This window comes from Fundidesulfovibrio sp. YSD1 (assembly GCF_055397115.1).
Window position 1 is genome coordinate 729,467 of record NZ_AP043666.1, and the last position, 19,122, is coordinate 748,588.

Genomic DNA, 19,122 nt, shown 5'->3' on the forward strand with positions numbered 1-19,122 from the left:
GGGCCGCCCTAGACTTCGTCGTCCCTGTCCGTGGCGAACGCGCCCCACAGGGCGACGAGGCCCACGGCCAGGATCACGGCGTCGCGCACAAGGGCCTCGGCCGCGTTGGCCTGGCTCGCGGGGCCGAAGCAGCCGCATTCGACGTTCAGGCCCCTGGCCATGGCCACGCCCAGGGCGACCATGAAAAAGGCCATCAGCGCGTTCAGCACGATGGCCGCCCCGCGCGACATGGACCCGGCGCAGAGCGCCAGGCCGCAGATCACCTCCACGGCTGGCAGGGCCATGGCCACGGCGTACACGAAGCTGGCGGGAAGCATCTGGTAGTTGAAGACCGTCTGGGCGAAACCCTGGGCGTCCACCATCTTGAGCGCCCCGGCGTAGACGAACACCAAGCCGAACACGATCCTGCATATCGTCCACACGGCGCGCATCACCTGACCTCCACGGGGCCGCCCACGGCCTTCCAGCCTTCGAAGCCCTCGGGCATCACCGACACGGCCGTGAACCCGATCTGCTCGAGCGCCTTCGCCAGGTCCTTGCTCTTGGGGCAGGCCAGGTTGCCGCAGTAGACGACCATGGGCGCGGCCTTGTCGAGCCCGGCCACGGCGGCCTCCAGGCCCGTGAGCATGGCCTCCTCGGGGACGAGCAGCGCGCCGGGGATGTGGCCCTCGGCGAACTCGGCCGGGTCCCTGGCGTCCACGAACAGGTGCGAGCGCTTCATGAGCAGGGCGCGGGCCTCGTCCGGGGCCACCACGGCGAAGCCCTTGCGGACGACGTCCTCGACCTTGCGGGCCTTGAAGTCGCCCCGCCAGGGCAGCGGCTCGGGCCTTCCAACGTTGACAACCCAGGCGGCCATGATGGATACGGCAAGAAGAAGAACCGTTTCGGGCCACCAGCGGCGGCCGCGTCGGGATGGGAGCATCGTTTGCCTCGTCGTGCGCCGAGCCTGCGCTTGCGGCCCGGCGCGTTCGATGAATGAGAGGCCCGCCGGGAGAACGGCTCCCCGGACGGCCCGGACATGCGGAGCCTCGCTGCGCGCCGCCCCAACTGCCTAGAGGAAAACGTGCGGAAACTCAACGCCCTGCTCGAATACTTCGGATTCGTCCTGCGCCGCTTCACTGGAGGATCGATGCCCACGCCAGCCACCCCACCCAAGAACGCCGAGGCCGATGCGGTCCGGGCCATGCTCGCCAAGGCCCGCCCCGACTCCCTGACCGTCCTGGACGTGCGCCAGGACTGGGAATACGAGGAGTTCCACCTGCCCGGGGCCAGGCTCGTGCCCCTGGCCGAACTGGAGGACCGCCTGGGTGAAATCCCGCGCGAAAAGCCTCTGGTGGTCTACTGCCACTCGGGCAGGCGCAGCGCGGCGGCCGCGTCGCTGCTTTCGAGCATGGGCTACGCCGACGTGACCAACATGCAGGGCGGGATCATGGCCTGGAAGGGCGCGAGCGCCGTGGGCGCCCCGGGCACGGGCATGGGCCACTACCGGGGCGACGAGACCCCGGAGGAGATCCTGACCCTGGCCTTCGCCATGGAGCGCGAGCTGGGCGCGTTCTACGCGGAACTGGCCGGCAAGGCCGAGGACGAAAGTCTCAAGGCCGCCTTCCTCAAGCTGGCCGGGTTCGAGGACAAGCACAAGCTGGTGGTCTACCACCTCTACAAGCGCCTGCACCCCGAGAGCGCGGGCATCGAGGACCTGGCCTCCAAGGCCGTGGCCAGGGTGATGGAGGGAGGGCGCGACGCAGCCGAAGTGCTCGAAGGGCTCAAGGGCTTCGAGCAGGCCCACGACGCCCTGGACATGGCCATGGGCATCGAGGCCCAGGCCATGGACCTCTACATGCGCCAGGCCGCAGTGACCGCCCAGCAGGAGGCCAAGGACACCCTGCACCAGCTGGCCGGGGAGGAGCGCGGGCACCTGCGGGCCCTGGCCGAACTCATGAACAAACTCGGAGCGAAAAAGGAAGCGTAATGGAACCCGTCAACTTCATCATGAACGTGCTCTGGCTGGTGCTGGGCGGCGTCTTCATGAGCCTGGGCTGGCTTTTGGCCGGCGTGATCATGGCCCTGACCATCATCGGCCTGCCCTGGGCTCGCTCGTGCTTCGTCATCGCCAAGCTGGCCCTGTGGCCCTTCGGCAAGATGATCATGGACCGCCAGTACGTGCAGGGCTACCACGACGCGGGCACCGGCCCGCTGGGACTGCTCGGCAACGTGATCTGGTTTCTCTTCGCGGGCTGGTGGCTGGCCTTCGGGCACCTGGTCTCGGCCGTGGCCAACTTCGTGACCATCATCGGCATCCCCTTCGGCGTGCAGCACCTGAAGCTGGCGCTTCTGTCGCTGGCCCCGGTGGGCAAGACCGTGGTGGACAAGGCCGACTGTAGAATCTGCCAGTAGGGGACGAATCAGGCGAGTATCAGGAGCAGGTACTCCTGGTTGCCCTTGGGGCCCTTCACTCCGGCCGGGACGAACCCGGCCGGTTCCATTTGAAGCGCCCGCGCCGCCTCCTCCACCATGCGCACGGCCTGCATGCGCAGGCCCTCGTCGCGCACCACGCCCTTGTCCGTCATGCCCGGGCCCAGTTCGAACTGCGGCTTGACCAGCGCCACGATCTTCCCTCCGGGCTTCACGAAGCCCTTGATCACCGGCAGCACCTTGGTCAGCGAGATGAACGAGACGTCCGCCACGCAGATGTCCACCTTCCCGGGGATCAGATCAGGCGGGGCCAGGCGGAAGTTCACGCCCTCGAGCGCCACCACGCGGGGGTCGGCCCGAAGCTTCTCGTGCAACTGGCTCTTGCCCACGTCCACGGCGTAGACCCTGGCCGCGCCGTGCTGGAGCAGGCAGTCCGTGAAGCCGCCCGTGGAGGCCCCCACGTCCAGGGCCACGGCCCCGGAGACGTCCAGCTTGAAGCTCTCGAGCGCCGAGAGGAGCTTGTAGGCCCCCCGGCTCACGAAGCGCTCGGGCTCGGCCAGCGAGAGCGCGGCCCCGCCCGGGAGCATCCTGCCCGGCTTGTCCAGGAGCTCGCGCCTGCCGCCGGTTTCGAGATAGACCTGCCCGGCCATGACCAGGCGCTTGGCCCGCTCGCGGCTTTCGGCCAGGCCCTGCTCCACCATGAGCTGGTCGGCCCTGTATCTGGGATTCGCCATGCGTATTGCCTACCCTGCCAGTCTGGGATATTTTCCGTCAGTGAGCCCCAAATTCCATGTCGTGCAAGGGACGCTCAGCGCCGCCGTGCTCTACCCGTTCGTGGGGACGGACGCGTTCATCTTCGGCCTGGCCGTGGTGCTCATCGACCTGGACCACATCGCCCCCTTCGTTCGCGACTGCAAAAGCTTCTCGATGCGCAAGTTCTTCGAGTACCACCGCGTGGTGCCCGAGCTGCCCAACTACCTCTCGCTGGCCTGGTTCCACACCCTGGAGTTCTGCCTGGCGCTTTTCCTGCTGGGGTTCTGGCTCCACCAGTCCTGGGTGGTCCTGGCCGCCTGCCTGTTCCACATCCTCTTCGACGTGGTCAAGGCCGTGCGGATGGGCAAGCCGCACCTGCGGGCGTTCTCGTTCATCGAGTACGCCATCCGGCGCAAGGGCATGACCACCCGCCACACTGTGTAGGCCCCTTGGCCCTCGGGGTCTCCACCCGCCGCCCCGCCTGAACGGCGCCGGTCAACCCGCGCGAGGGCTCGCGGGCCTAGCCGGCATCCCGCGGCCATAGCCGCCGAAAGCCGCCCTATAGCCGCTCATCACGCAACGCACGCAAAGGGGCGGCCGAAGCCGCCCCGCAATCGCTTCATTCTCTCCCCGAGCGGTTACTTCCCGGCGAGCCCGAGCCTGGCCACGACCTTCTCGGCCGCCGCCACGGTGTAGTCCTCGGGGCTCAGGCGCTCCTTCTCCTCCGGGGTTATCACCAGCTCTGGCAGGTTGGTCAGTTCCTTTTTCGGGGTGACGCCGTACTCGGGCGGGAAGCTGTCGGTGAAGTACATCTCCTGGAAGCCGGAGAACTTGAGGCTGTGGGCCGTGGCGTCCAGGATGGCCAGCTCCGAGGGTTCGATCAGCCCGAGTTCCTTGGCGCGGATGAGGCCCGCCAGGCATTCTCCGCCCTGGGTGCAGCTGATGTGCCCGTGGCGGTTGGCCAAAAGCATGCCCTCCACGATGGCCTGCTCCTCCACCTGGATCACCTGGAAGGAGCCGGGGCCGCCGATCTTCTCGTACATGTCCGCGAAGTGCTTCACGCGCGGGAAGCTCACGGGGTTGCCGATCATGGCGGCCTGGGCCACGCTGGGCTGGACCTTCACGGGCTCGTACACGCGCTGCGCCGGGTCCTCCACGCTGTAGTAGCGGTAGACCGGGTCCGCGTGGGCGGACTGCACGCCGAAGATGCGCGGCAGCGAGGGGATCACGCCCAGGCGCTGGAGCTTCAAAAAGCCGCTCATCACGGCGGTGACGTTGCCCGCGTTGCCGATGGGCACGAACACGGCCTTGCGGTAGGTGTCCCAGTCGTACCATTGGGCCACCTCGAAGGCGTAGGACTCCTGGCCCAAGATGCGCCAGGCGTTCTTGGAGTTCAGAAGCGCCACGCGGTAGTTGTCCGCCAAGTGCTCCACCACCTTCATGCAGTCGTCGAACACGCCGGGCACCTCGAGCACTGTGGCCCCGCTGCCCAGCGGCTGGGAGAGCTGCTGCGGCGTGACCTTGCCCTGGGGCAGGATCACCACGGACTTGATCGGCCCGCCCACGTAGGCCGCGTAGAGCGCGGCCGCGGCCGAGGTGTCGCCCGTGGAGGCGCAGACCGTGAGCACGCTGTCCCACTCGTTCTCGCGCACGAGGTTCTTCAGGTAGCTGAAGGCGCAGGCCATGCCCCTGTCCTTGAAGGAGGCCGAGGGGTTCTGGCCGTCGTTCTTGAAGGCCATGGGCGTGCCCAGGTAATCAGAGAGCGCCTGGCTGGCCTGAATGACCGGGGTGTTGCCCTCGCCCAGGTAGACGATGTCCCCGGGCTCCAGGATGGGGGCCATGAGCTCGTAGAAGCGGAAGATGCCCCGAAGCGGCGTGGTCTTGGTGGCGGCGCGCTTGTCGAAGAGGGACTTCCAGTAGACCGGGGGATTCTCCGCCAGCGAGTCGAACCAGGTATCCTCGAGCAGGAAGACCCCGCCGCACGTGGGGCAGGTGTAATGGAGCTCGCCGATGCCGAAGCGGGCCTCGCAGCCCAGGCAGAAGTACTCCATGTTGCCGCGGTAGGTGGGGAAATCGTTGGTCATGCTGTTTCCTTCGTTTTGATCATGGGACCGTGGCCCCTGATACCCTCGACGGGGCTAAATGCCAAGCAGGACCACGGCTTGCGCGGCCTTGGGCCAGACGGCGCGGGCGATGATGGCCACCATGGCCCCGCCCAGGCCGATCTTGACCACGAAGCCGAACACGCGGCCCCACATGGCCCCCCTGGCGGCCATCCAGGCCTCGCTGGAGGGCCTGCCGTGCATGCGCTCGAACACGTAGCAGCCCAGGTAGGCCCCGCCCACGGCCCCGAGCAGCGCCCCGAACCCGAGCAGGAACGGAGCGAAGAAGATGGCCCCGGCGATGGCCCCGATGAAGGCCCCGATGTTGCCCTTGTTGGAGCCGCCGTACTTCTTCGCGCCGTAGAACTGCGCCCCGAACTCCAGCACCTCGCCCAGCGCGGCCATGACGATGAGCGGGATGTAGAAGCCCCAGCCCGGCGAGAAGTCCGGCAGCACCAGGCTGCCGACCCAGGCCAGGCCCAGGATGACCCAGTTGGCGGGCAGGCCCACGATGTTCAGCCCCAGCGTGGCCAGGAGGAAAAAGATGAAGACTGACGCCCAGACGTATTCCATGAGATGGTTATCCTCGCGATTTGCGGATGTTTTCTGCTGATTGCGGCCGGGCGGGAGCCCGGCGGCAAGATGGAGTGTACACGTTCGCGGCAGGGAACTGAAGCCCCGGGAGAGCGGCAAGAATCTCAAGAGCGGCCCCCTGCCCCTTCGGCCCGCCGGTGAAACCCGCGAAGCCGTTGCCGGGTCCAGGGGCAGGCACTGCCCCTGGCAGGTGCAGGACGGAGTCCTGCCGGGGTGCGGGGCGGACCCCCGTCAGGCGCAGGACTCGTCCTGCCGGGATGCGGGGCAGCGCCCCGCCTCGCCTGTTCAGCTTTCCTCGCGCCTGTCCACCACGCGCTTGGCCTTGCCTTCGCTCTTGGGCAGGGTGTTGTGCTCCACCAGGTCCACCTTGGGCGTGACGAGTATCTCGTCGCGCAGCTTGTGGGAGATCTTCTGGCGCAGGGAGTTGAGCGCGCGCATGTCCTCCACGAAGAACTCCTCCTTGACCTCCACCTTGACGCGGATCTGGTCGATGGGTCCTTCGCGCTCCAGCTCGATCAGGTAGTTCTGGCCCACCTCGGGCAGGCTCATGAGCACCTGTTCGATCTGCATGGGGTAGATGTTCACGCCCTTGATGATGATCAGGTCGTCGGAGCGGCCGGTGATGCGGTCCAGGCGCATGTGCTCGCGCCCGCAGGGGCAGGGTCCGGGCAGCACGCGCGTCAGGTCGCGGGTGCGGTAGCGCAGGATGGGCATGCCTTCGCGGCACAGGGTGGTGAGCACGAGCTCGCCCACTTCGCCCGGGGCAACGGGCTCGAGTGTCTCCGGGTCGATGACCTCGGCCAGGTAGGCGTCCTCCCAGAGGTGCATGCCGTTTTGCTCCTGGCATTCGAAGGCCACGCCCGGGCCGTTCATCTCGGAGAGGCCGTAGGAGTTGAAGGCCTTGAAGCCGAACATGTCCTCGAGCCTGCGCCGGGCCTGCTCGGAGTAGGGCTCGGCCCCGACCAGGGCGATGCGCACCCCGAGCGAACGCGGGTCGATGCCGTTAATTTCGCAGTAGTTGGCCAGGTAGAGCGCGTAGGAGGGGATGATGTGCAGCGCGGTGACCTTGAAGTCCTGGATGAGCTTCAGCTGCCGCTGGGTGTTGCCCGCGCCCATGGGGATGGCCAGGCAGCCCAGGCGCTCGGCCCCGTAGTGCATGCCGAGCCCGCCGGTGAACAGGCCGTAGCTGGTGGTGTTCTGGAACACGTCGCGCGGGCGCATGCCGGTCATGTGCATGCAGCGGGCGACCAGCGAGGACCACCAGCAGATGTCGGCGGCGGTGTGGTAGACCACGGTGGGGGTGCCGGTGGTGCCGGAGGAGACGTGCATGCGCACCATCTTCTCGGTGGGCACGGTATTCAGCCCATCGGGGTAGGAGTCGCGCAGGTCCTGCTTGGTGGTGAAGGGGATGCGGCGCACGTCGTCCAGGGTCTTGATGTCGGCCGGGGAGAGGCCTGCCTCCCTGAACTTGCGGGCATAGAGCCTGGAGCGCGCGGCGCGCTCGCAGGTGGTGCGCAGACGGGAGAGTTGCAGGCGGCTTATGCCGTCGCGGGAAAGGGTCTCGGCCGGATCGTAGTGCATGCGCTCTCCTGCGCGTTTTGAGGTCCTGTATCGGGCCTGGTTACACCCCGTATTCCGACGGCGGCGGGATGTCCGTCGGGTTCTCGAAGGCCGTGGCTTCGCGCAGGAAGCGCAGCTTGACCATGCCGGTGGGGCCGTTGCGCTGCTTGCCGATGATGATCTCGGCCACGTTGTCCTCGGGCGTGAGCTCGTCCTTCTTCTTGTAGGCGGCCTCGCGGTAGAGGAAGATGATCATGTCCGCGTCCTGCTCGATGGCGCCGGATTCGCGCAGGTCGCTCATCATGGGGCGCTTGTCGCCGCGCTCCTCGACCTTGCGGTTGAGCTGCGAGAGCGCGATGACGGGCACGTGGAGTTCCTTGGCCAGGGCCTTCAAGCTTCGGGAGATGTCGGAAATTTCCTGCTCGCGCGAGTCCACGCGGCGGGCCGAGCGCATGAGCTGGAGGTAGTCCACCACCACGAGGCCCAGGCCGTGCTCGGCCTTCATGCGGCGGCAGCGCGCGCGGACCTCCATGGTGGTCAGGGCCGGGGTGTCGTCCACGAAGATGGGCGCGGGGGACAGGGCGTTGGCGGCCTCGTAGAGCCTGGCCCAGTCGTTGTCGTCCAGGCGGCCCTTGCGCAGCTTGGAGAGGTCCACCTTGCCCCAGCAGCAGAGCATGCGCATCATGATCTGCTCCTTGCTCATCTCCAGGGAGAACACGGCGGTGGGCACGGTGTACATGCAGGCGGCGCGCATGGCCAGGTTCATGGCGAAGGCGGTCTTGCCCATGGAGGGGCGGCCCGCGATGATGATCAGGTCGGAGGGCTGGAGCCCGGCGGTGTACTCGTCGAAGGAGTAGTAGCCCGTGGGCACGCCGGTGACCACCTCCTGGTTCTCCACGCGCCGGGTGAGCTGCTCGAAGACCTGGTCCACCAGCACCTTGCCCGAGCTCATGACCCCGGTCTTCTTGGAGTCGGAGATGGCGAACACGGCCTGCTCGGAGGCGTCCAGCAGGGCGTCGGTCTCCTCGGCGCCCTCGAAGACCTTCTCGATGATGTCCGAGGCCGTGGAGATCAGGCGGCGCTTCACGGACTTGTCGCGCACGATGTGCGCGTGGTGCACCGCGTTGGAGGCGCTCACCGTGGCCGAGGCCAGCTCGGCCAGGTAGACCGGGCCGCCCACCTCGTCGAGCTTGCCCATGCGGGCGAGCTCGTCGGCGAGGGTCACAAGGTCCACGGCCACGCTCTTGCGGGAGAGCTCCATGCAGGCCTGGAAGATGGAGCGGTGGACTGGGGAATAGAAGTCGTCGTCCGAGAGGACGTCGATGAGCTCGTGGAGGACGGAGTTCTTGATCAGGATGCCGCCCAGCACGGACTGTTCGGCTTCCGGGCTGTGCGGCGGGACCCGGCGAAGGAGATCGCCGGAGACCCGTTCCAACGTTTGCGGGGCGAGCTGGCCGTCGGCCTGGCCCGCCCCGCCACGGGTCTTACGCTTCGGACTGGCCGGACGGCTGTCCACTTTCTTCGGCAACGGTTTCGGGGGCGGCTTCGCCCTCGATGAGCTTCTCGCCCTGGCGGCAGACCAGCACGCGGATGGTTCCGCGCACGTCGGCGTGCAGCTTCACGGGCACTTCGTGGACGCCCAGGGTGCGGATGGGGTCGTCCAGGACGATCTTCTTGCGGTCCACCATGACGCCCTGCTCTTCGAGCCGGTCGGCGATCATGGCCGAGGTGACGGAGCCGTAGAGCTTGTCGCCCTCGCCCACGCGCACCTCGATGGTCACGGTGGCGGCGGCGAGCTTGTCGGCCAGGCCGGAGGCGTCGGAACGCAGGGCGTCCATCTTGGCCTGGAGCTTCTTGCGCTCCAGCTCGAACACCTTCAGGTTGGAGGCGCTGGCGACCATGGCCAGGCCCTGGGGGATCAGGTAGTTGCGACCGTAGCCGGGCTTGACGGAGACGATCTCCCCGAGCTTGCCCAGGTTCTCCATGTCAGCGCGCAAAATGAGTTTCATGGCAGCCATGGCGATACTCCTACTGCATCTTCTTCAGAAGTTCGGCGCTGTGGGTGGCCGTGTAGTAGAGCAGGGCCATCTGGCGGGCGCGCTTGATCTCGGTGGTGAGCCTGCGCTGGCACTTGGCGCAAGTGCCGGTGATGCGCCGGGCGATGATCTTGCCGCGCTCGGTGATGAAGTCGCGCAGGATGTCGGGGCGCTTGAAATCCAGGGGCAGGTTCTTGTTGGCGCAGAACCGGCAGAACTTCTTCTTGGGGGTGAATTTCTTCTTGAAGGACATGGCTTAGGCCTCCACGGGGGCGGGCACGAACTTGTCGGCCAGCTTGACGGTCACGAACTTGAAGATGCCGTCGGTGATGCGGACGATGCGCTCGAGCTCGGCCACGGCCTTGCCCGGGGAGGCGTACTCCATGCGCACGTACTGCCCGCGAACGTACTTCTTCACGGGATAGGCCAGGTCCTTGGTTCCCCAGTCGTCCACGGTCAGCATCGAGCCCTGTTCGCGCTCGATGATCGCGACCAGGTTGTCGATGACGGCCTTCTTGCTTTCCGCGTTGAACTCGGGGCTCAACAGCAGAAGCGTCTCATACTTCCTCATGTGATCCTCCTTTTGGACTGTGGCCCTTCCCCCTGAGGCAGGGGAAGAGCAAGGCGAACGGACGTCGTTAGACGCTTTGAAAATCCGTGTCAAGGACCTTGGCGAAACCGGAGCGTAACTCGACAATGCGCGCTTCCAGGTCGGCAAGCGAGGCGCGCCTGCGCTCCATGTCGGCCTCCAGCGGGGCGAGCCCCAGGCGCACGGCGGAGAAAACCTCGTCCACGCGGGCCTCGAGGAGCCCGGCGAGTTCCGCCTCGATGCGTTCCCCGCCCTGCTCCAGGGCCTTGCGCACCTCGCGCAAGAGGCGCGGGCGGCCAACGGCCAGCACCCCGCCGGCCAGGAGCATCCCGGCCCCGGCCAGCACCCCGCCCGTGACGTCCACGACCACGCCCTTGACCGAGAGCACGAAGAGCCCGCCCGCCAGCACCATGAGCCCGCCCATGGCCGCCTTGGGGTCCATGCGGGCCACGCGCAGCGGGTCCACGCGCCCCGGGTCCTCCCCGCCGTCCATGAGCGCGTCGAGGCTCCTGGCCACGTCGCGCAGCACCTCCTCGCGCTGCCTGGCCATGGCCGGGGCGTCCCGGGAATCGGCTGGCCCCGCGCACCCGGCGTTGGCGGCCAGGAGCCTGAGCTCGCGCGAGATGTCCGCGATCTCGAGGCCCAAGCGCCCGGCCAGGTTGGCCGCGCCCTCGCGGGCCAGGGCCTCGGCCTCGGCCTCCAGCGAGCGCCTGAAGTCCTCGCCGAGCTCTTCGAGCATGGCGGGCACGGCGGACTTGCGCCTGAACACGCCGAGCAACCCGCGCCTGAGCATGCTGGTGAAGGAGAGCTCCATTTCGAGAGCCCCCAGGTAGCGCGCGCAGGCCTTGGAGTAGCGCCCGAGCACCTGGCTCGTCAGCGCGGCGGCCTCCGAGAGCGCGGAGGCACGGGCCGCGTCCAGGCGCTGGGCGATGCGCCCGGCACCCTCCTCGTCGGACGAGAGCGCCCCGCGCTGGGCGGAGGCCACGGCCGCCGCCGCGTCCAGCACGCGAAAGGCCCCTCGGGCCAGGGAGGCGAGCTTGGCCCGGGTGTGCTCCCCGCCCGTGACCATCTCGCGGATGTGGCGGCGCACGGCCTCGATGCCGGAGAGCTCCGGCTGCACGGCCTCCAGCGCGGAGGAGACCACGAACACGGGCGGCTCCCCGAGCCCGCGCTCCAGGGCCAGCTCCGAGACCTTGCGCCTGTTTATCTTCAGCTGCTCGGGCGTGGCCAGGTCGGCCTGGGTGAGCACCAGCACCACCTTGCGCCGCCAGCGCCCGGCGATGAGCTCGAGGAAATCCCAGGCCGAGCGCGTGTAGGGATTCAGGCTTGAGAACACGAAGAGCACCAGGTCGCTTCGCGGGATAAAGCGCTCGGTGATCTCCTGGTGGCGGTCCACCACGGAGTCCACGCCCGGGGTGTCCACCACGGCAACGTCCTTGAGGATGGGGTGCGGCAGGCGCACCCGGGCGAAAAGCTCGGACTCGTCCTCGCGGGAGAGCTCCGGGCCGTGGGAGATCATCAGGATGCGGTCCGTGCAGGGGTCCGGGGCCACGTCGGAGACTTCCGCGCCGAGCAGGGCGTTGATGAAGCTCGACTTGCCGGTCTTGACCTCGCCCGCGGCCACAAAGAGGAAGGGCTCCCCGGCGGCCTGGGCCAGGGATTGGGCGTCGCGCGAGAGGGCCTCGCCGCCCGCGCGCAGGGCCAGCTCGGCCAGCCGGGAGAGCAGCCCGGCTATCTCGGCCCGGCGCGCGGCCAGGGACTCGTCTATCAGCAGTGCGGACATGTGGCGGAACGTCCCTCGTTCGCGTTGGGGAAGGTGGTGGCCCGGCCTGGGGTTCAGCGCGGCAGGAAGTAGTCCAGGTCGAAGGAGCCCTTGGGCGCTTCGGGCTTGCTGATGCGCTCCTCGGGATGCTTCCTGTCGTTGCAGGCGCGTTCGGCCTCCAGGAGCCTGGGCGCGGCGATGCGCAGGGAGTTGCCCCTGGTGAAGGTGTCGTCGTCTCCGGAATAGTGCTGGAGGATCAAGGAGATGTCGCCGAGTTCCTTGTCCTTGACGCTCCATTTCCACACGCGCAGGGTGCCGAAGGGGTTGCCGCGCCACTGCTGGGGCTCGCCGTAGCGCTTCTTGAGCGCGCCCAGGAGCTTTTCGTAGAAGGCGCGCGAGTCGTCGGCGTAGTTCACCTTGATGCGCGCGACGCGCCCGGGGGAGGCGCAGTTGCCGAAGGTGACGTACCCCGAGCGGTAGCCGGGCACGGGCGCGAGGGCCGCCGTGGAGAGGTACTGCCGGGAGATGTCCGTCTCCACCTTGCCCAGTTCCACGAGCCCGGCGAAGCCCTTGACGTCCGCGCCCAGGCGCACGCCCGCGATCTCCATGGGCGCGGGCTGGGCCAGGGCCGGGCAGGCGGCCGCCAGGGCCAGCAGGGCGGCCAGGATGAGCGCCCGCACGGCCCCTACTCCGGGAACGCGGCCAGGGCCTCGGCCTGGCCGGGGAAGATGGGGAATATCTCGGTGTAGCCCGATATCTCGAAGACCTCGCGCATGTAGTCCTTGATGTCGCACAGGTGCAGGACGCCCCCGCCCTTCTTCAGGTGCTGGAAGGCCATGAGCAGTACGCGCAGGCCGCTGGAGTTGATGTAGTCCACGCCGCCGAAGTCCATGAGCACGCGCTTGGCCCCCCCGGTGATGACCCCCATGACCTTGTCCTCGAGCTCGCGGGAGGTGTTCGAGTCCAGCCTGCCGTCGATCTTGAGCACGGTCACCGGCCCGGACGTGGTCACTGAGAGTTCCATATCATGGCTCCTGCTTTGTCTTTTTGCGGATGTGGAGGATGTTCCTGCCGCCCAAGCGCTCGTAGCGCAACTCGTCCATGGTCCTGCGCACGAAGTGGATGCCCAGGCCGCCGACCTTGCGGCGCTCGGGGGCGGCGCAGACGTCGGGCTCCGGCGAGAGCAGGGGGTTGAAGGGCCTGCCCGCGTCCTCGAGAACCATGTCCACGTGGCCGGGGGCGTGCTCGAGCGTCAGGTCGATGGCGTGCCCGCCCTGGGCCTCGTAGGCGTAGTTGATGACGTTTGTGACGAGCTCGTCCAACGCCAGCTGGATGTGGAACGATTCCCTGCCGCTCACGCCGCTGCGGGCCAGGAAGCCCTCCACCTCCTCGCGGAGGCGGTCGAGTTCCGGCAACCGGTTGTCGATGCGCAGCCTCAACTGCTCACTCATGCCCGGAATGTTTTCCACGAAGGAGCGGCCGTGTCAACGAGGCCGCCCTTTTCCGGCTTCCAAGGCGGGCCGGGCGGTGCTACAAGCCTCTGGCCATGCAGAACAACGACAATACCGGACAAGAACGCGACGCGACCCAAGCCTTCCTCGAGAGCCTGCCGGAACTGAAGCCCGGCGAACGCTTCCGCTTCGCCTGCCACCCCAAGGTGCCCTGCTTCAACGCCTGTTGCTCGGACCTGGCGCTCATGCTCACGCCCTACGACGTGCTGCGCCTGCGCTCGCGCCTGATGCTCTCCAGCAGGGACTTCATCGCCCGCCACGCCGAGACCGCCCTGGCCCCGGACACGGGCTTCCCCATGCTCAGGCTGCGCATGATGGACTCAGTGCCGGGCTCGCCCTGCCCCTTCGTCACCCGCGAGGGCTGCTCGGTCTACCCGGACCGCCCCGGGGCCTGCCGCACCTACCCCTTGGGCCGGGCCACCAAGACGGGGGCGTCCGGCGAGGTGGTGGAGCAGTTCTTCGTGGTCCGCGAGCCCCACTGCCGGGGCTTCGAGGAGGACGCGCGCTGGTCCTCGGGCGAATGGCTCAAGGACCAGGACCTCAAGGAATACAACCGCCACAACGACCGGCACATGCTCCTCCTGGCCCGCGCCAAGGACCTGGGCGCGCGCCTGGACCAGCGCCAGGCCAACATGGTCTTCCTGGCCGCCTACAACCTGGACGGCTTCATGCGCTTTTTGTCCGACACCGGGATGATGGACCGCCTGGAGATGGGCGCGCACGACCGCGAAGCCGTGGAGCGCGACGAGACCAGGCGCCTGGAGTTCGCCATGGACTGGCTGGACATGATCCTCTTCGGGCGCACCGAAGCGCTCAGGAGAAAATCCTGACCCGGGCGCCCGCCCGCCGAAAGGACTCGACCGCCATGCGCCCGGACCCCTCGCTCACGGCCAAGGTACTGCCCCTTGAGGACCTGCTCGCCCGCCTGGCCCCCGAGCGCGGGCAAAAGCCCATCGTCTTCACCAACGGCTGCTTCGACATCCTGCACCCCGGCCACGTGGACCTGCTCGCCCGGGCCAGGGCCCTGGGCGGGCTCCTGGTGGTGGGCCTGAACTCCGACGCCTCGGTCAGCGGGCTCAAGGGCCCCTCGCGCCCCGTCGTCCCCTGGGAGGACCGGGCCCTGGTGCTGGCCGGGCTCGCCTGCGTGGACTACGTCACCGGATTTTCCGACCCCACCCCGCTTACGCTCATCGAGGCCGTGCTGCCGGACGTGCTGGTCAAGGGAGGGGACTGGCCCGTGGAAGCCATCGTGGGCCGCGAGGCCGTGGAGGCCGCCGGGGGGCGCGTCGTCTCGCTGCCGCTTCTGCCCGGATACTCCACCACGTCGCTCATCGAACGCATCCTGAGCGCCCGGGGCGGGCGCGACGCTTGACGCCCGGGGCCTGGGGCGGTAAAAATTCCGGGCGTTACAGGGGGATGGTCATGAACGGATTCTACTCGGCGCTGGCCCGCTCGGTGGCCATGGCCGCGCTTCTCTTCCTGCTCGCGGCCCAGTCCGCGCAGGCCCAGGACGAACAGGAAATGAAGCTCGTCGCCAAGGACGCGGCCATCACGGCCGTGGTGGGCGAGGAGGATGGCGAAGGCCTCTGGGTCGTGGCTTCCGACGGCACCAACTACTCCGTGTGGACCCCCGAGGACGTGAGCCTGGAAGCGCTCTCCGCCTTCCAGCAGGCCTACAAGAACAAGGAAGTCACCCTCACCGGCGACGTCTACATGGACAAGTTCGGCAACTTGAACCTTTTTGTCAAATCCCTCCCCAAATAAGGCCGCGCGCGCTTGATCCCCCCGGAGGCTTGGCCTAGAGTCCGGCCATGATCCGCCCGCGCGAGACATTCCGCGCCGCCTGGAACCTCCTCCGGCTGCCCGCCGCGCTCGCGCTGGCCCTTGGCGTGCTGGCCCCGGCGGACTGCCACGCCCTGCGCATGAAGGTGCTCTACTTCGAGCGCCCGCCCTACTACACCACCGTGGACGGCGTGCCCGGCGGCGTGCTTTTGAACCTGGCCCGGACCATCCTCACCTCGGCCGGGATCGAGCCGGACTTCCAGGAAATGCCCGCCAAGCGCATCGTGGAGGAACTCAAGTCCTCCAGGGAGCCCGTGTGCTCCGTGGGCTGGTTCAAGACCCCTGAGCGCGAACTCTTCGCCCGGTTCAGCCTGCCCTTCTACCAGGACCTGCCCCTGGCGGCCGTGTTCCTGCGCTCGGGAGCGCCCCCGCCTCCGGGCGTGGACACCCTGGCCGGGCTCGCGGCCCGAAAGGGGCTGGTGCTGGGGATCAACTCGGCTTTCTCCTACGGGGCGGCGGTGGACGCCATCATCGCCCAGATGGCCGAACCGCCCGTGCGCATGACCGGCACCCAGATGCAGCTGATGCGCATGCTCGGGGCCAAGCGCTTCGACTACGCCCTGTTCAACCCCGAGGAGGCCGACACCCTGGCCTGCCTCGCGGGGCTCAAGCCCGACGATCTCGTCGCGCTCAGGCTCACGGACCTGCCCAAGGGCAACATGCGCCACCTGATGTTCAGCCTGTCCACCCGCGAGGACGTGGTGCGCCGCGTGAACGCCGTCATCCAGAGGACCATCGACCTGGACGGCGCGCCGTGACCCTGCCCGAGCGCGTGGAGCGCCTCGTGGCCGAGCTGGCCCGCGCCCTGGAGCAGGGCCTGCCCCAGGGCGGCGGCGTGCTCGACTACATGCGCACCACCCACGGCGGGGACGCCATCGAGGACTTCCAGGACATGCTGGCCCGCCGCGACGACCCCGACGCGGCCACCCTGGCCGGGCTCCTGCTCACCGCGCCGCCCGGCATGCAGGCGATGCTGGAGCCCGAGCTGGAGCGGGCCGCCTGCTCGCCCGGGGAGGCTCGTCAGGCGGCGGCCGCGCTGGAGGACCGCGTGAAGCTGGCCAGGGCCGTGCTGCCGGACGGGAGCGTGGTGGAGATCGTGCTGGAACCCGGGGACGCGGCCACGTTCCTGGCCAGGCTGCGCCCGGACAGGAGCCCTCCTACGCGGCTCGCGGGCCTGGCGGACCAACGCTTCGGGCCGGGCCGGGCGGGCGAGGTCAAGGCCATGCTTAGGCAGTGCCGCCTGGAATGGAGCGGGCAGAGGGAATTCTTCACGGCCGCGCTGCTCGCCGGCCTCGACGTTTCGAGCCTCGCCGCCCTGGAGGCGCTCGAGTGGGCGCTGACCTGGCTGGGGACGCTCGACCCCGAGGCCCCCGCCGCGGAGATGCTCGGGGCCAAGCACCTGGAGCTCACGGCGCGGCTCAGGCGCGCGGCGGACTTCCACGCGGCCCTGGCGAAATCGAGCTTCGAGGTGATGATGGCCCAGGGCGCGCGCGTGAGCCTGCCGCACCCGGACGCGGTGCGGGGGGAGCTCGCGCTCCTGGACGCGGTGTGCCTGGCCGTGGCCGGGCGGCCCGGCTGGACCCTGGCAGGGCTTTCGGAGACCGACCTGGGCAGCGTGGACGACGCGGAGTCGCTGGTGCGGGCCCTGGGGGGAGTCTAGGGGGAAGGGTTTCAGGCCCCGGAGGGCGAGCGCGGCAGGACGAGCGCGAACACGGCCCCGGGCCTCCCCGGGCTCACGAGCTCCACGTCCCCGCCAAGCGATTTCATGACGCCGTGGCAGATGGAAAGCCCGAGGCCCGCGCCCTGGCCCACGGCCTTGGTGGAAAAGAACGGCTCGAAGATGCGCTCCGCGATGGCCTCGGGCACGCCGGGTCCGGTGTCCGCCACTTCGATGCGCACCATGCCCCCGGGCAGGCCGCCCACCGAGATGCCGAGCAGCCCTCCGCCCTCGGCCATGGCGTCCAGGGCGTTGTCCGCCAGCCGCCTGAGCACCTGCTCCACCTCGCCGCGCGGCAGGCGCACGGTGGCGCCGCCGTGCCCGCAGGCGACCTCGATGCGCACGCCGAGCGCCACTGCGCGTTCGCGCACTTCCTCCACAACGGCATGCACGGCGTCGGCCGGGTCGAACTCCGAGGCCCTGGGGTCGATCCTGCCGCCAAGGCTCATGAGCTTGGCCACGATGTCCCGGCAGCGCCTGCCCTGGTTCTGAATGGACTCCAGTTCCGCGCGCACCTCGGGCAGGCCCGGGCACTCGGCGAAAGCGGGCTCCTCCAGGAGTTCCCCGGTCCAGCCCGCCTTCTGCATGATGATGTTCACGGGGTTGTTGATCTCGTGGGCCACGCCCTGGGCCAGCCGGCCCAGCGCGGCCAGCTTGCCCGTCTCGATCATGCGCAGGCTCTCCTCCTGGGTCAGCCCGCGCTCCCCGGCGGTCTCGATGACGCTGGCGAGCCGGTCCACGTCCACCGGCTTCACCAGGTAGTCCAGAGCGCCGAGCTTCATGCCCGCCACGGCCGTGCGCAGGTCGGACTGGCCCGTGAGCATCACCACCTGGACCAGGGGCCAGCGCTCCTTGATCTCCTCGAGCACCTCGAGCCCGCCCCTGTCCGGCAGGTTCACGTCCAGGACGACCACCCTGGGGGTCTCGCGCGCAATGGCGTCGATCCCCCCCGAGGCGTCGCAGGCGTAACGCACGGGGAAGTCCCGCGCTTCGAGCCGGGCGGCCAGCATGCTGACGAAGTCCCGCTCGTCGTCGATGAGCAAGGTCTTGGGGCGCATGCCCCCTCCCCTGGTTTAGTCCTCGTCCATCACCTTCTTGGCCGTCTCGAAGTCGCCTTCCTCGGCCAGGGCGGCCACGACCATGGCGTCCTCGATGCGCTGGCGGTAGGCCTTCTTCACGGTGCCCAGGAGCTCGTCGATGTCGATGGGCTTCTTGTGGTAGTGGAACGCGCCCAGCTTGCGGGCCTCTTCCTCGTCCAGGTCCGTGCCGTGGCCGGTGAGGATGATTATCTGCACCTTGGGGTTGGTGGCGCGGACCTTGCGCAGCACCTCCATGCCGTCGATGCCGGGCATGCGCAGGTCGAGGATCATCACGTCGGGCTCCTGGGACTTGACCACGTCCAGGGCGGCCTCGCCGGAGTAGACCACCTTGGAGGGCACGTCGCGCATCTTCATGCGCTCGGCCAGGGTGTTGACGAAATTCTCCTCATCGTCCACGAGAAGCAGCTTGATCTTGTTCATTCCCATCTCCTTCCAGACTTCGGCGCGCACGCGCCCGCCACTCGATTACGCTTTTCGCCCGGCCTTGCCGAAGGCCAGGCGCACCCCGCCTTGTATCGCACCGGCCGTGTAAAGGCCGGATCTTTTCCCGCTCAGTTCCGACGCCAGACGCTCGGCGTCCTCCGGCCCCAGGGCCGCGCAGAGCACGTCCACGCACGCGTGGTCGGGGCCCCCGCCACCCGGGACGAGGCGGATGTCGCCCTTCTCCCGGCAGGCGTCGGCCACGGCCAGGAAGGCGTCCTCTATCCCGCCCAGGGCCTCCACCAGGGTCGCGTCCGCCATGCACGGCTCGCCCCCGGGGCAGTCGGCCAGCAGGCAGACCTTGCGCTTTTTCGCCTCGCGCCCGGAGAGCCCTGTGATCAGCTTGCAGGCCCGGGCCAGGTCCGCACCCTCCTGCCCTTCGTCCGGGCTGTGGGCCAGCTGGCTCAGGCGGTCGCAGATGTCCTGGCCGCGGTCCACCTGGGCCTGGATCTGGGAGATTATCTCCCCGAATTTCTGGTCGTACTTGAATTTGGGCCTTATCCCCATGGACTTGAGCGACTCCTTGCGCGCCAGGGACAGGTAGTCCCCCAGGAGCCCCCCGGCCTGCTGGATGGTGGCCAGCACGTTGCACAGGTCGTGGCTGGCCGAGGCCGTCACGCGCCCCATGAATTTCGCATTGTCCATGTACGCCTCCGCGTCCCGG

Annotated in this window: 25 protein-coding genes; 8 read left to right on the forward strand and 17 right to left on the reverse strand. The window is 68.5% G+C overall.

What is annotated here, in order from left to right:
* Window positions 1–8 precede the first annotated feature (8 nt).
* Together ACZ5V4_RS03415 and ACZ5V4_RS03420 are read right to left on the reverse strand one after the other, a co-directional pair.
* A complete protein-coding gene (locus ACZ5V4_RS03415) occupies window positions 9–431 on the reverse strand; it encodes a MauE/DoxX family redox-associated membrane protein (RefSeq protein WP_464316775.1) in 423 nt (140 codons plus the stop codon).
* Window positions 431–922 (reverse strand): rhodanese-like domain-containing protein, encoded by a 492-nt coding sequence (locus ACZ5V4_RS03420; protein ID WP_464316776.1) that lies wholly within the window; start codon window positions 920–922, stop codon window positions 431–433. Before ACZ5V4_RS03420 ends, ACZ5V4_RS03415 begins: the two co-directional genes overlap by 1 nt.
* A gap of 141 nt (window positions 923–1,063) precedes the next feature.
* Here ACZ5V4_RS03420 and ACZ5V4_RS03425 point away from each other — a divergent pair, with 141 nt between their 5' ends.
* Entirely contained in the window at window positions 1,064–1,969 is a 906-nt protein-coding gene (locus ACZ5V4_RS03425) for a rhodanese-like domain-containing protein (protein ID WP_464316777.1), read from the forward strand.
* The gene (locus ACZ5V4_RS03430; RefSeq protein ID WP_464316778.1) at window positions 1,969–2,394 is read left to right on the forward strand and encodes a YccF domain-containing protein; all 426 of its coding nucleotides are present in this window, start codon (window positions 1,969–1,971) and stop codon (window positions 2,392–2,394) included. Before ACZ5V4_RS03425 ends, ACZ5V4_RS03430 begins: the two co-directional genes overlap by 1 nt.
* An 8-nt stretch (window positions 2,395–2,402) precedes the next feature.
* On the opposite strand, the gene ACZ5V4_RS03435 is transcribed toward ACZ5V4_RS03430, so the two are convergent.
* Window positions 2,403–3,146 (reverse strand): TlyA family RNA methyltransferase, encoded by a 744-nt coding sequence (locus ACZ5V4_RS03435; protein ID WP_464316779.1) that lies wholly within the window; start codon window positions 3,144–3,146, stop codon window positions 2,403–2,405.
* Between the two features lie 40 nt (window positions 3,147–3,186).
* Here ACZ5V4_RS03435 and ACZ5V4_RS03440 point away from each other — a divergent pair, with 40 nt between their 5' ends.
* The gene (locus tag ACZ5V4_RS03440) at window positions 3,187–3,609 is read left to right on the forward strand and encodes a hypothetical protein (protein WP_464316780.1); all 423 of its coding nucleotides are present in this window, start codon (window positions 3,187–3,189) and stop codon (window positions 3,607–3,609) included.
* 194 nt (window positions 3,610–3,803) lie between these two features.
* On the opposite strand, the gene thrC is transcribed toward ACZ5V4_RS03440, so the two are convergent.
* From thrC to ACZ5V4_RS03495, 11 genes are all read right to left on the reverse strand, one after another.
* Window positions 3,804–5,249: a threonine synthase gene (gene thrC, locus ACZ5V4_RS03445; protein ID WP_464316781.1), complete on the reverse strand. Its 1,446-nt coding sequence runs from the start codon at window positions 5,247–5,249 to the stop codon at window positions 3,804–3,806.
* A gap of 54 nt (window positions 5,250–5,303) precedes the next feature.
* Entirely contained in the window at window positions 5,304–5,840 is a 537-nt protein-coding gene (locus ACZ5V4_RS03450) for a DUF456 domain-containing protein (protein WP_464316782.1), read from the reverse strand.
* A gap of 306 nt (window positions 5,841–6,146) precedes the next feature.
* Entirely contained in the window at window positions 6,147–7,442 is a 1,296-nt protein-coding gene (locus tag ACZ5V4_RS03455) for a phenylacetate--CoA ligase family protein (RefSeq protein ID WP_464316783.1), read from the reverse strand.
* Window positions 7,443–7,482: 40 nt separating this feature from the next.
* Window positions 7,483–8,856 (reverse strand): replicative DNA helicase, encoded by a 1,374-nt coding sequence (gene dnaB / locus ACZ5V4_RS03460; protein ID WP_464317805.1) that lies wholly within the window; start codon window positions 8,854–8,856, stop codon window positions 7,483–7,485.
* Window positions 8,857–8,905: 49 nt separating this feature from the next.
* A complete protein-coding gene (gene rplI, locus ACZ5V4_RS03465; RefSeq protein ID WP_464317806.1) occupies window positions 8,906–9,430 on the reverse strand; it encodes a 50S ribosomal protein L9 in 525 nt (174 codons plus the stop codon).
* A 19-nt stretch (window positions 9,431–9,449) separates the two neighbouring features.
* On the reverse strand, window positions 9,450–9,710 hold the full coding sequence (rpsR, locus tag ACZ5V4_RS03470; protein ID WP_464316784.1) for a 30S ribosomal protein S18: 261 nt from the start codon (window positions 9,708–9,710) through the stop codon (window positions 9,450–9,452).
* A 3-nt stretch (window positions 9,711–9,713) separates the two neighbouring features.
* Window positions 9,714–10,028 (reverse strand): 30S ribosomal protein S6, encoded by a 315-nt coding sequence (rpsF, locus tag ACZ5V4_RS03475; protein WP_464316785.1) that lies wholly within the window; start codon window positions 10,026–10,028, stop codon window positions 9,714–9,716.
* Between the two features lie 67 nt (window positions 10,029–10,095).
* Window positions 10,096–11,829: a dynamin family protein gene (locus tag ACZ5V4_RS03480; protein WP_464316786.1), complete on the reverse strand. Its 1,734-nt coding sequence runs from the start codon at window positions 11,827–11,829 to the stop codon at window positions 10,096–10,098.
* Window positions 11,830–11,882: 53 nt separating this feature from the next.
* The gene (locus ACZ5V4_RS03485; RefSeq protein ID WP_464316787.1) at window positions 11,883–12,488 is read right to left on the reverse strand and encodes a hypothetical protein; all 606 of its coding nucleotides are present in this window, start codon (window positions 12,486–12,488) and stop codon (window positions 11,883–11,885) included.
* 5 nt (window positions 12,489–12,493) lie between these two features.
* Entirely contained in the window at window positions 12,494–12,832 is a 339-nt protein-coding gene (locus ACZ5V4_RS03490; protein ID WP_464316788.1) for an STAS domain-containing protein, read from the reverse strand.
* Window position 12,833: 1 nt separating this feature from the next.
* Window positions 12,834–13,259 carry an ATP-binding protein gene (locus ACZ5V4_RS03495; protein WP_464316789.1) on the reverse strand — a complete coding sequence of 142 codons (426 nt, stop codon included), beginning with the start codon at window positions 13,257–13,259 and terminating at the stop codon, window positions 12,834–12,836.
* Between the two features lie 95 nt (window positions 13,260–13,354).
* Here ACZ5V4_RS03495 and ACZ5V4_RS03500 point away from each other — a divergent pair, with 95 nt between their 5' ends.
* The 5 genes from ACZ5V4_RS03500 to ACZ5V4_RS03520 are packed head-to-tail and all read left to right on the forward strand — an operon-like array spanning window position 13,355 to window position 16,821.
* Window positions 13,355–14,149, forward strand: a complete 795-nt coding sequence (locus ACZ5V4_RS03500; RefSeq protein WP_464316790.1) for a YkgJ family cysteine cluster protein — start codon at window positions 13,355–13,357, stop codon at window positions 14,147–14,149.
* A gap of 35 nt (window positions 14,150–14,184) precedes the next feature.
* Entirely contained in the window at window positions 14,185–14,691 is a 507-nt protein-coding gene (rfaE2, locus tag ACZ5V4_RS03505; protein ID WP_464316791.1) for a D-glycero-beta-D-manno-heptose 1-phosphate adenylyltransferase, read from the forward strand.
* A 50-nt stretch (window positions 14,692–14,741) separates the two neighbouring features.
* Window positions 14,742–15,083, forward strand: coding sequence for a hypothetical protein (locus tag ACZ5V4_RS03510; protein ID WP_464316792.1), 342 nt, complete (start codon window positions 14,742–14,744; stop codon window positions 15,081–15,083).
* 47 nt (window positions 15,084–15,130) lie between these two features.
* On the forward strand, window positions 15,131–15,919 hold the full coding sequence (locus ACZ5V4_RS03515) for a substrate-binding periplasmic protein (RefSeq protein ID WP_464316793.1): 789 nt from the start codon (window positions 15,131–15,133) through the stop codon (window positions 15,917–15,919).
* A complete protein-coding gene (locus ACZ5V4_RS03520) occupies window positions 15,916–16,821 on the forward strand; it encodes a hypothetical protein (RefSeq protein WP_464316794.1) in 906 nt (301 codons plus the stop codon). Before ACZ5V4_RS03515 ends, ACZ5V4_RS03520 begins: the two co-directional genes overlap by 4 nt.
* Window positions 16,822–16,832: 11 nt before the next feature.
* On the opposite strand, the gene ACZ5V4_RS03525 is transcribed toward ACZ5V4_RS03520, so the two are convergent.
* The 3 genes from ACZ5V4_RS03525 to ACZ5V4_RS03535 are packed head-to-tail and all read right to left on the reverse strand — an operon-like array spanning window position 16,833 to window position 19,103.
* Window positions 16,833–17,936, reverse strand: a complete 1,104-nt coding sequence (locus ACZ5V4_RS03525; protein WP_464316795.1) for a sensor histidine kinase — start codon at window positions 17,934–17,936, stop codon at window positions 16,833–16,835.
* A 15-nt stretch (window positions 17,937–17,951) separates the two neighbouring features.
* On the reverse strand, window positions 17,952–18,398 hold the full coding sequence (locus ACZ5V4_RS03530; protein ID WP_464316796.1) for a response regulator: 447 nt from the start codon (window positions 18,396–18,398) through the stop codon (window positions 17,952–17,954).
* Between the two features lie 45 nt (window positions 18,399–18,443).
* Window positions 18,444–19,103 carry a hypothetical protein gene (locus ACZ5V4_RS03535; RefSeq protein WP_464316797.1) on the reverse strand — a complete coding sequence of 220 codons (660 nt, stop codon included), beginning with the start codon at window positions 19,101–19,103 and terminating at the stop codon, window positions 18,444–18,446.
* Window positions 19,104–19,122: the final 19 nt, after the last annotated feature.

Coding starts and splice junctions, on each gene's coding strand:
- ACZ5V4_RS03525 (WP_464316795.1), bottom strand. CDS start 17,936: ATGCGCCCCAAGACCTTGCTCATCGACGACGAGCGGGACTTCGTCAGC.
- ACZ5V4_RS03495 (WP_464316789.1), bottom strand. CDS start 13,259: ATGAGTGAGCAGTTGAGGCTGCGCATCGACAACCGGTTGCCGGAACTC.
- rpsR (WP_464316784.1), bottom strand. CDS start 9,710: ATGTCCTTCAAGAAGAAATTCACCCCCAAGAAGAAGTTCTGCCGGTTC.
- ACZ5V4_RS03500 (WP_464316790.1), top strand. CDS start 13,355: ATGCAGAACAACGACAATACCGGACAAGAACGCGACGCGACCCAAGCC.
- ACZ5V4_RS03455 (WP_464316783.1), bottom strand. CDS start 7,442: ATGCACTACGATCCGGCCGAGACCCTTTCCCGCGACGGCATAAGCCGC.
- ACZ5V4_RS03530 (WP_464316796.1), bottom strand. CDS start 18,398: ATGAACAAGATCAAGCTGCTTCTCGTGGACGATGAGGAGAATTTCGTC.
- ACZ5V4_RS03535 (WP_464316797.1), bottom strand. CDS start 19,103: ATGGACAATGCGAAATTCATGGGGCGCGTGACGGCCTCGGCCAGCCAC.
- rfaE2 (WP_464316791.1), top strand. CDS start 14,185: ATGCGCCCGGACCCCTCGCTCACGGCCAAGGTACTGCCCCTTGAGGAC.
- ACZ5V4_RS03480 (WP_464316786.1), bottom strand. CDS start 11,829: ATGTCCGCACTGCTGATAGACGAGTCCCTGGCCGCGCGCCGGGCCGAG.
- ACZ5V4_RS03490 (WP_464316788.1), bottom strand. CDS start 12,832: ATGGAACTCTCAGTGACCACGTCCGGGCCGGTGACCGTGCTCAAGATC.
- rpsF (WP_464316785.1), bottom strand. CDS start 10,028: ATGAGGAAGTATGAGACGCTTCTGCTGTTGAGCCCCGAGTTCAACGCG.
- ACZ5V4_RS03430 (WP_464316778.1), top strand. CDS start 1,969: ATGGAACCCGTCAACTTCATCATGAACGTGCTCTGGCTGGTGCTGGGC.
- ACZ5V4_RS03510 (WP_464316792.1), top strand. CDS start 14,742: ATGAACGGATTCTACTCGGCGCTGGCCCGCTCGGTGGCCATGGCCGCG.
- ACZ5V4_RS03435 (WP_464316779.1), bottom strand. CDS start 3,146: ATGGCGAATCCCAGATACAGGGCCGACCAGCTCATGGTGGAGCAGGGC.
- ACZ5V4_RS03450 (WP_464316782.1), bottom strand. CDS start 5,840: ATGGAATACGTCTGGGCGTCAGTCTTCATCTTTTTCCTCCTGGCCACG.
- thrC (WP_464316781.1), bottom strand. CDS start 5,249: ATGACCAACGATTTCCCCACCTACCGCGGCAACATGGAGTACTTCTGC.
- ACZ5V4_RS03515 (WP_464316793.1), top strand. CDS start 15,131: ATGATCCGCCCGCGCGAGACATTCCGCGCCGCCTGGAACCTCCTCCGG.
- ACZ5V4_RS03420 (WP_464316776.1), bottom strand. CDS start 922: ATGCTCCCATCCCGACGCGGCCGCCGCTGGTGGCCCGAAACGGTTCTT.
- ACZ5V4_RS03415 (WP_464316775.1), bottom strand. CDS start 431: ATGCGCGCCGTGTGGACGATATGCAGGATCGTGTTCGGCTTGGTGTTC.
- rplI (WP_464317806.1), bottom strand. CDS start 9,430: ATGAAACTCATTTTGCGCGCTGACATGGAGAACCTGGGCAAGCTCGGG.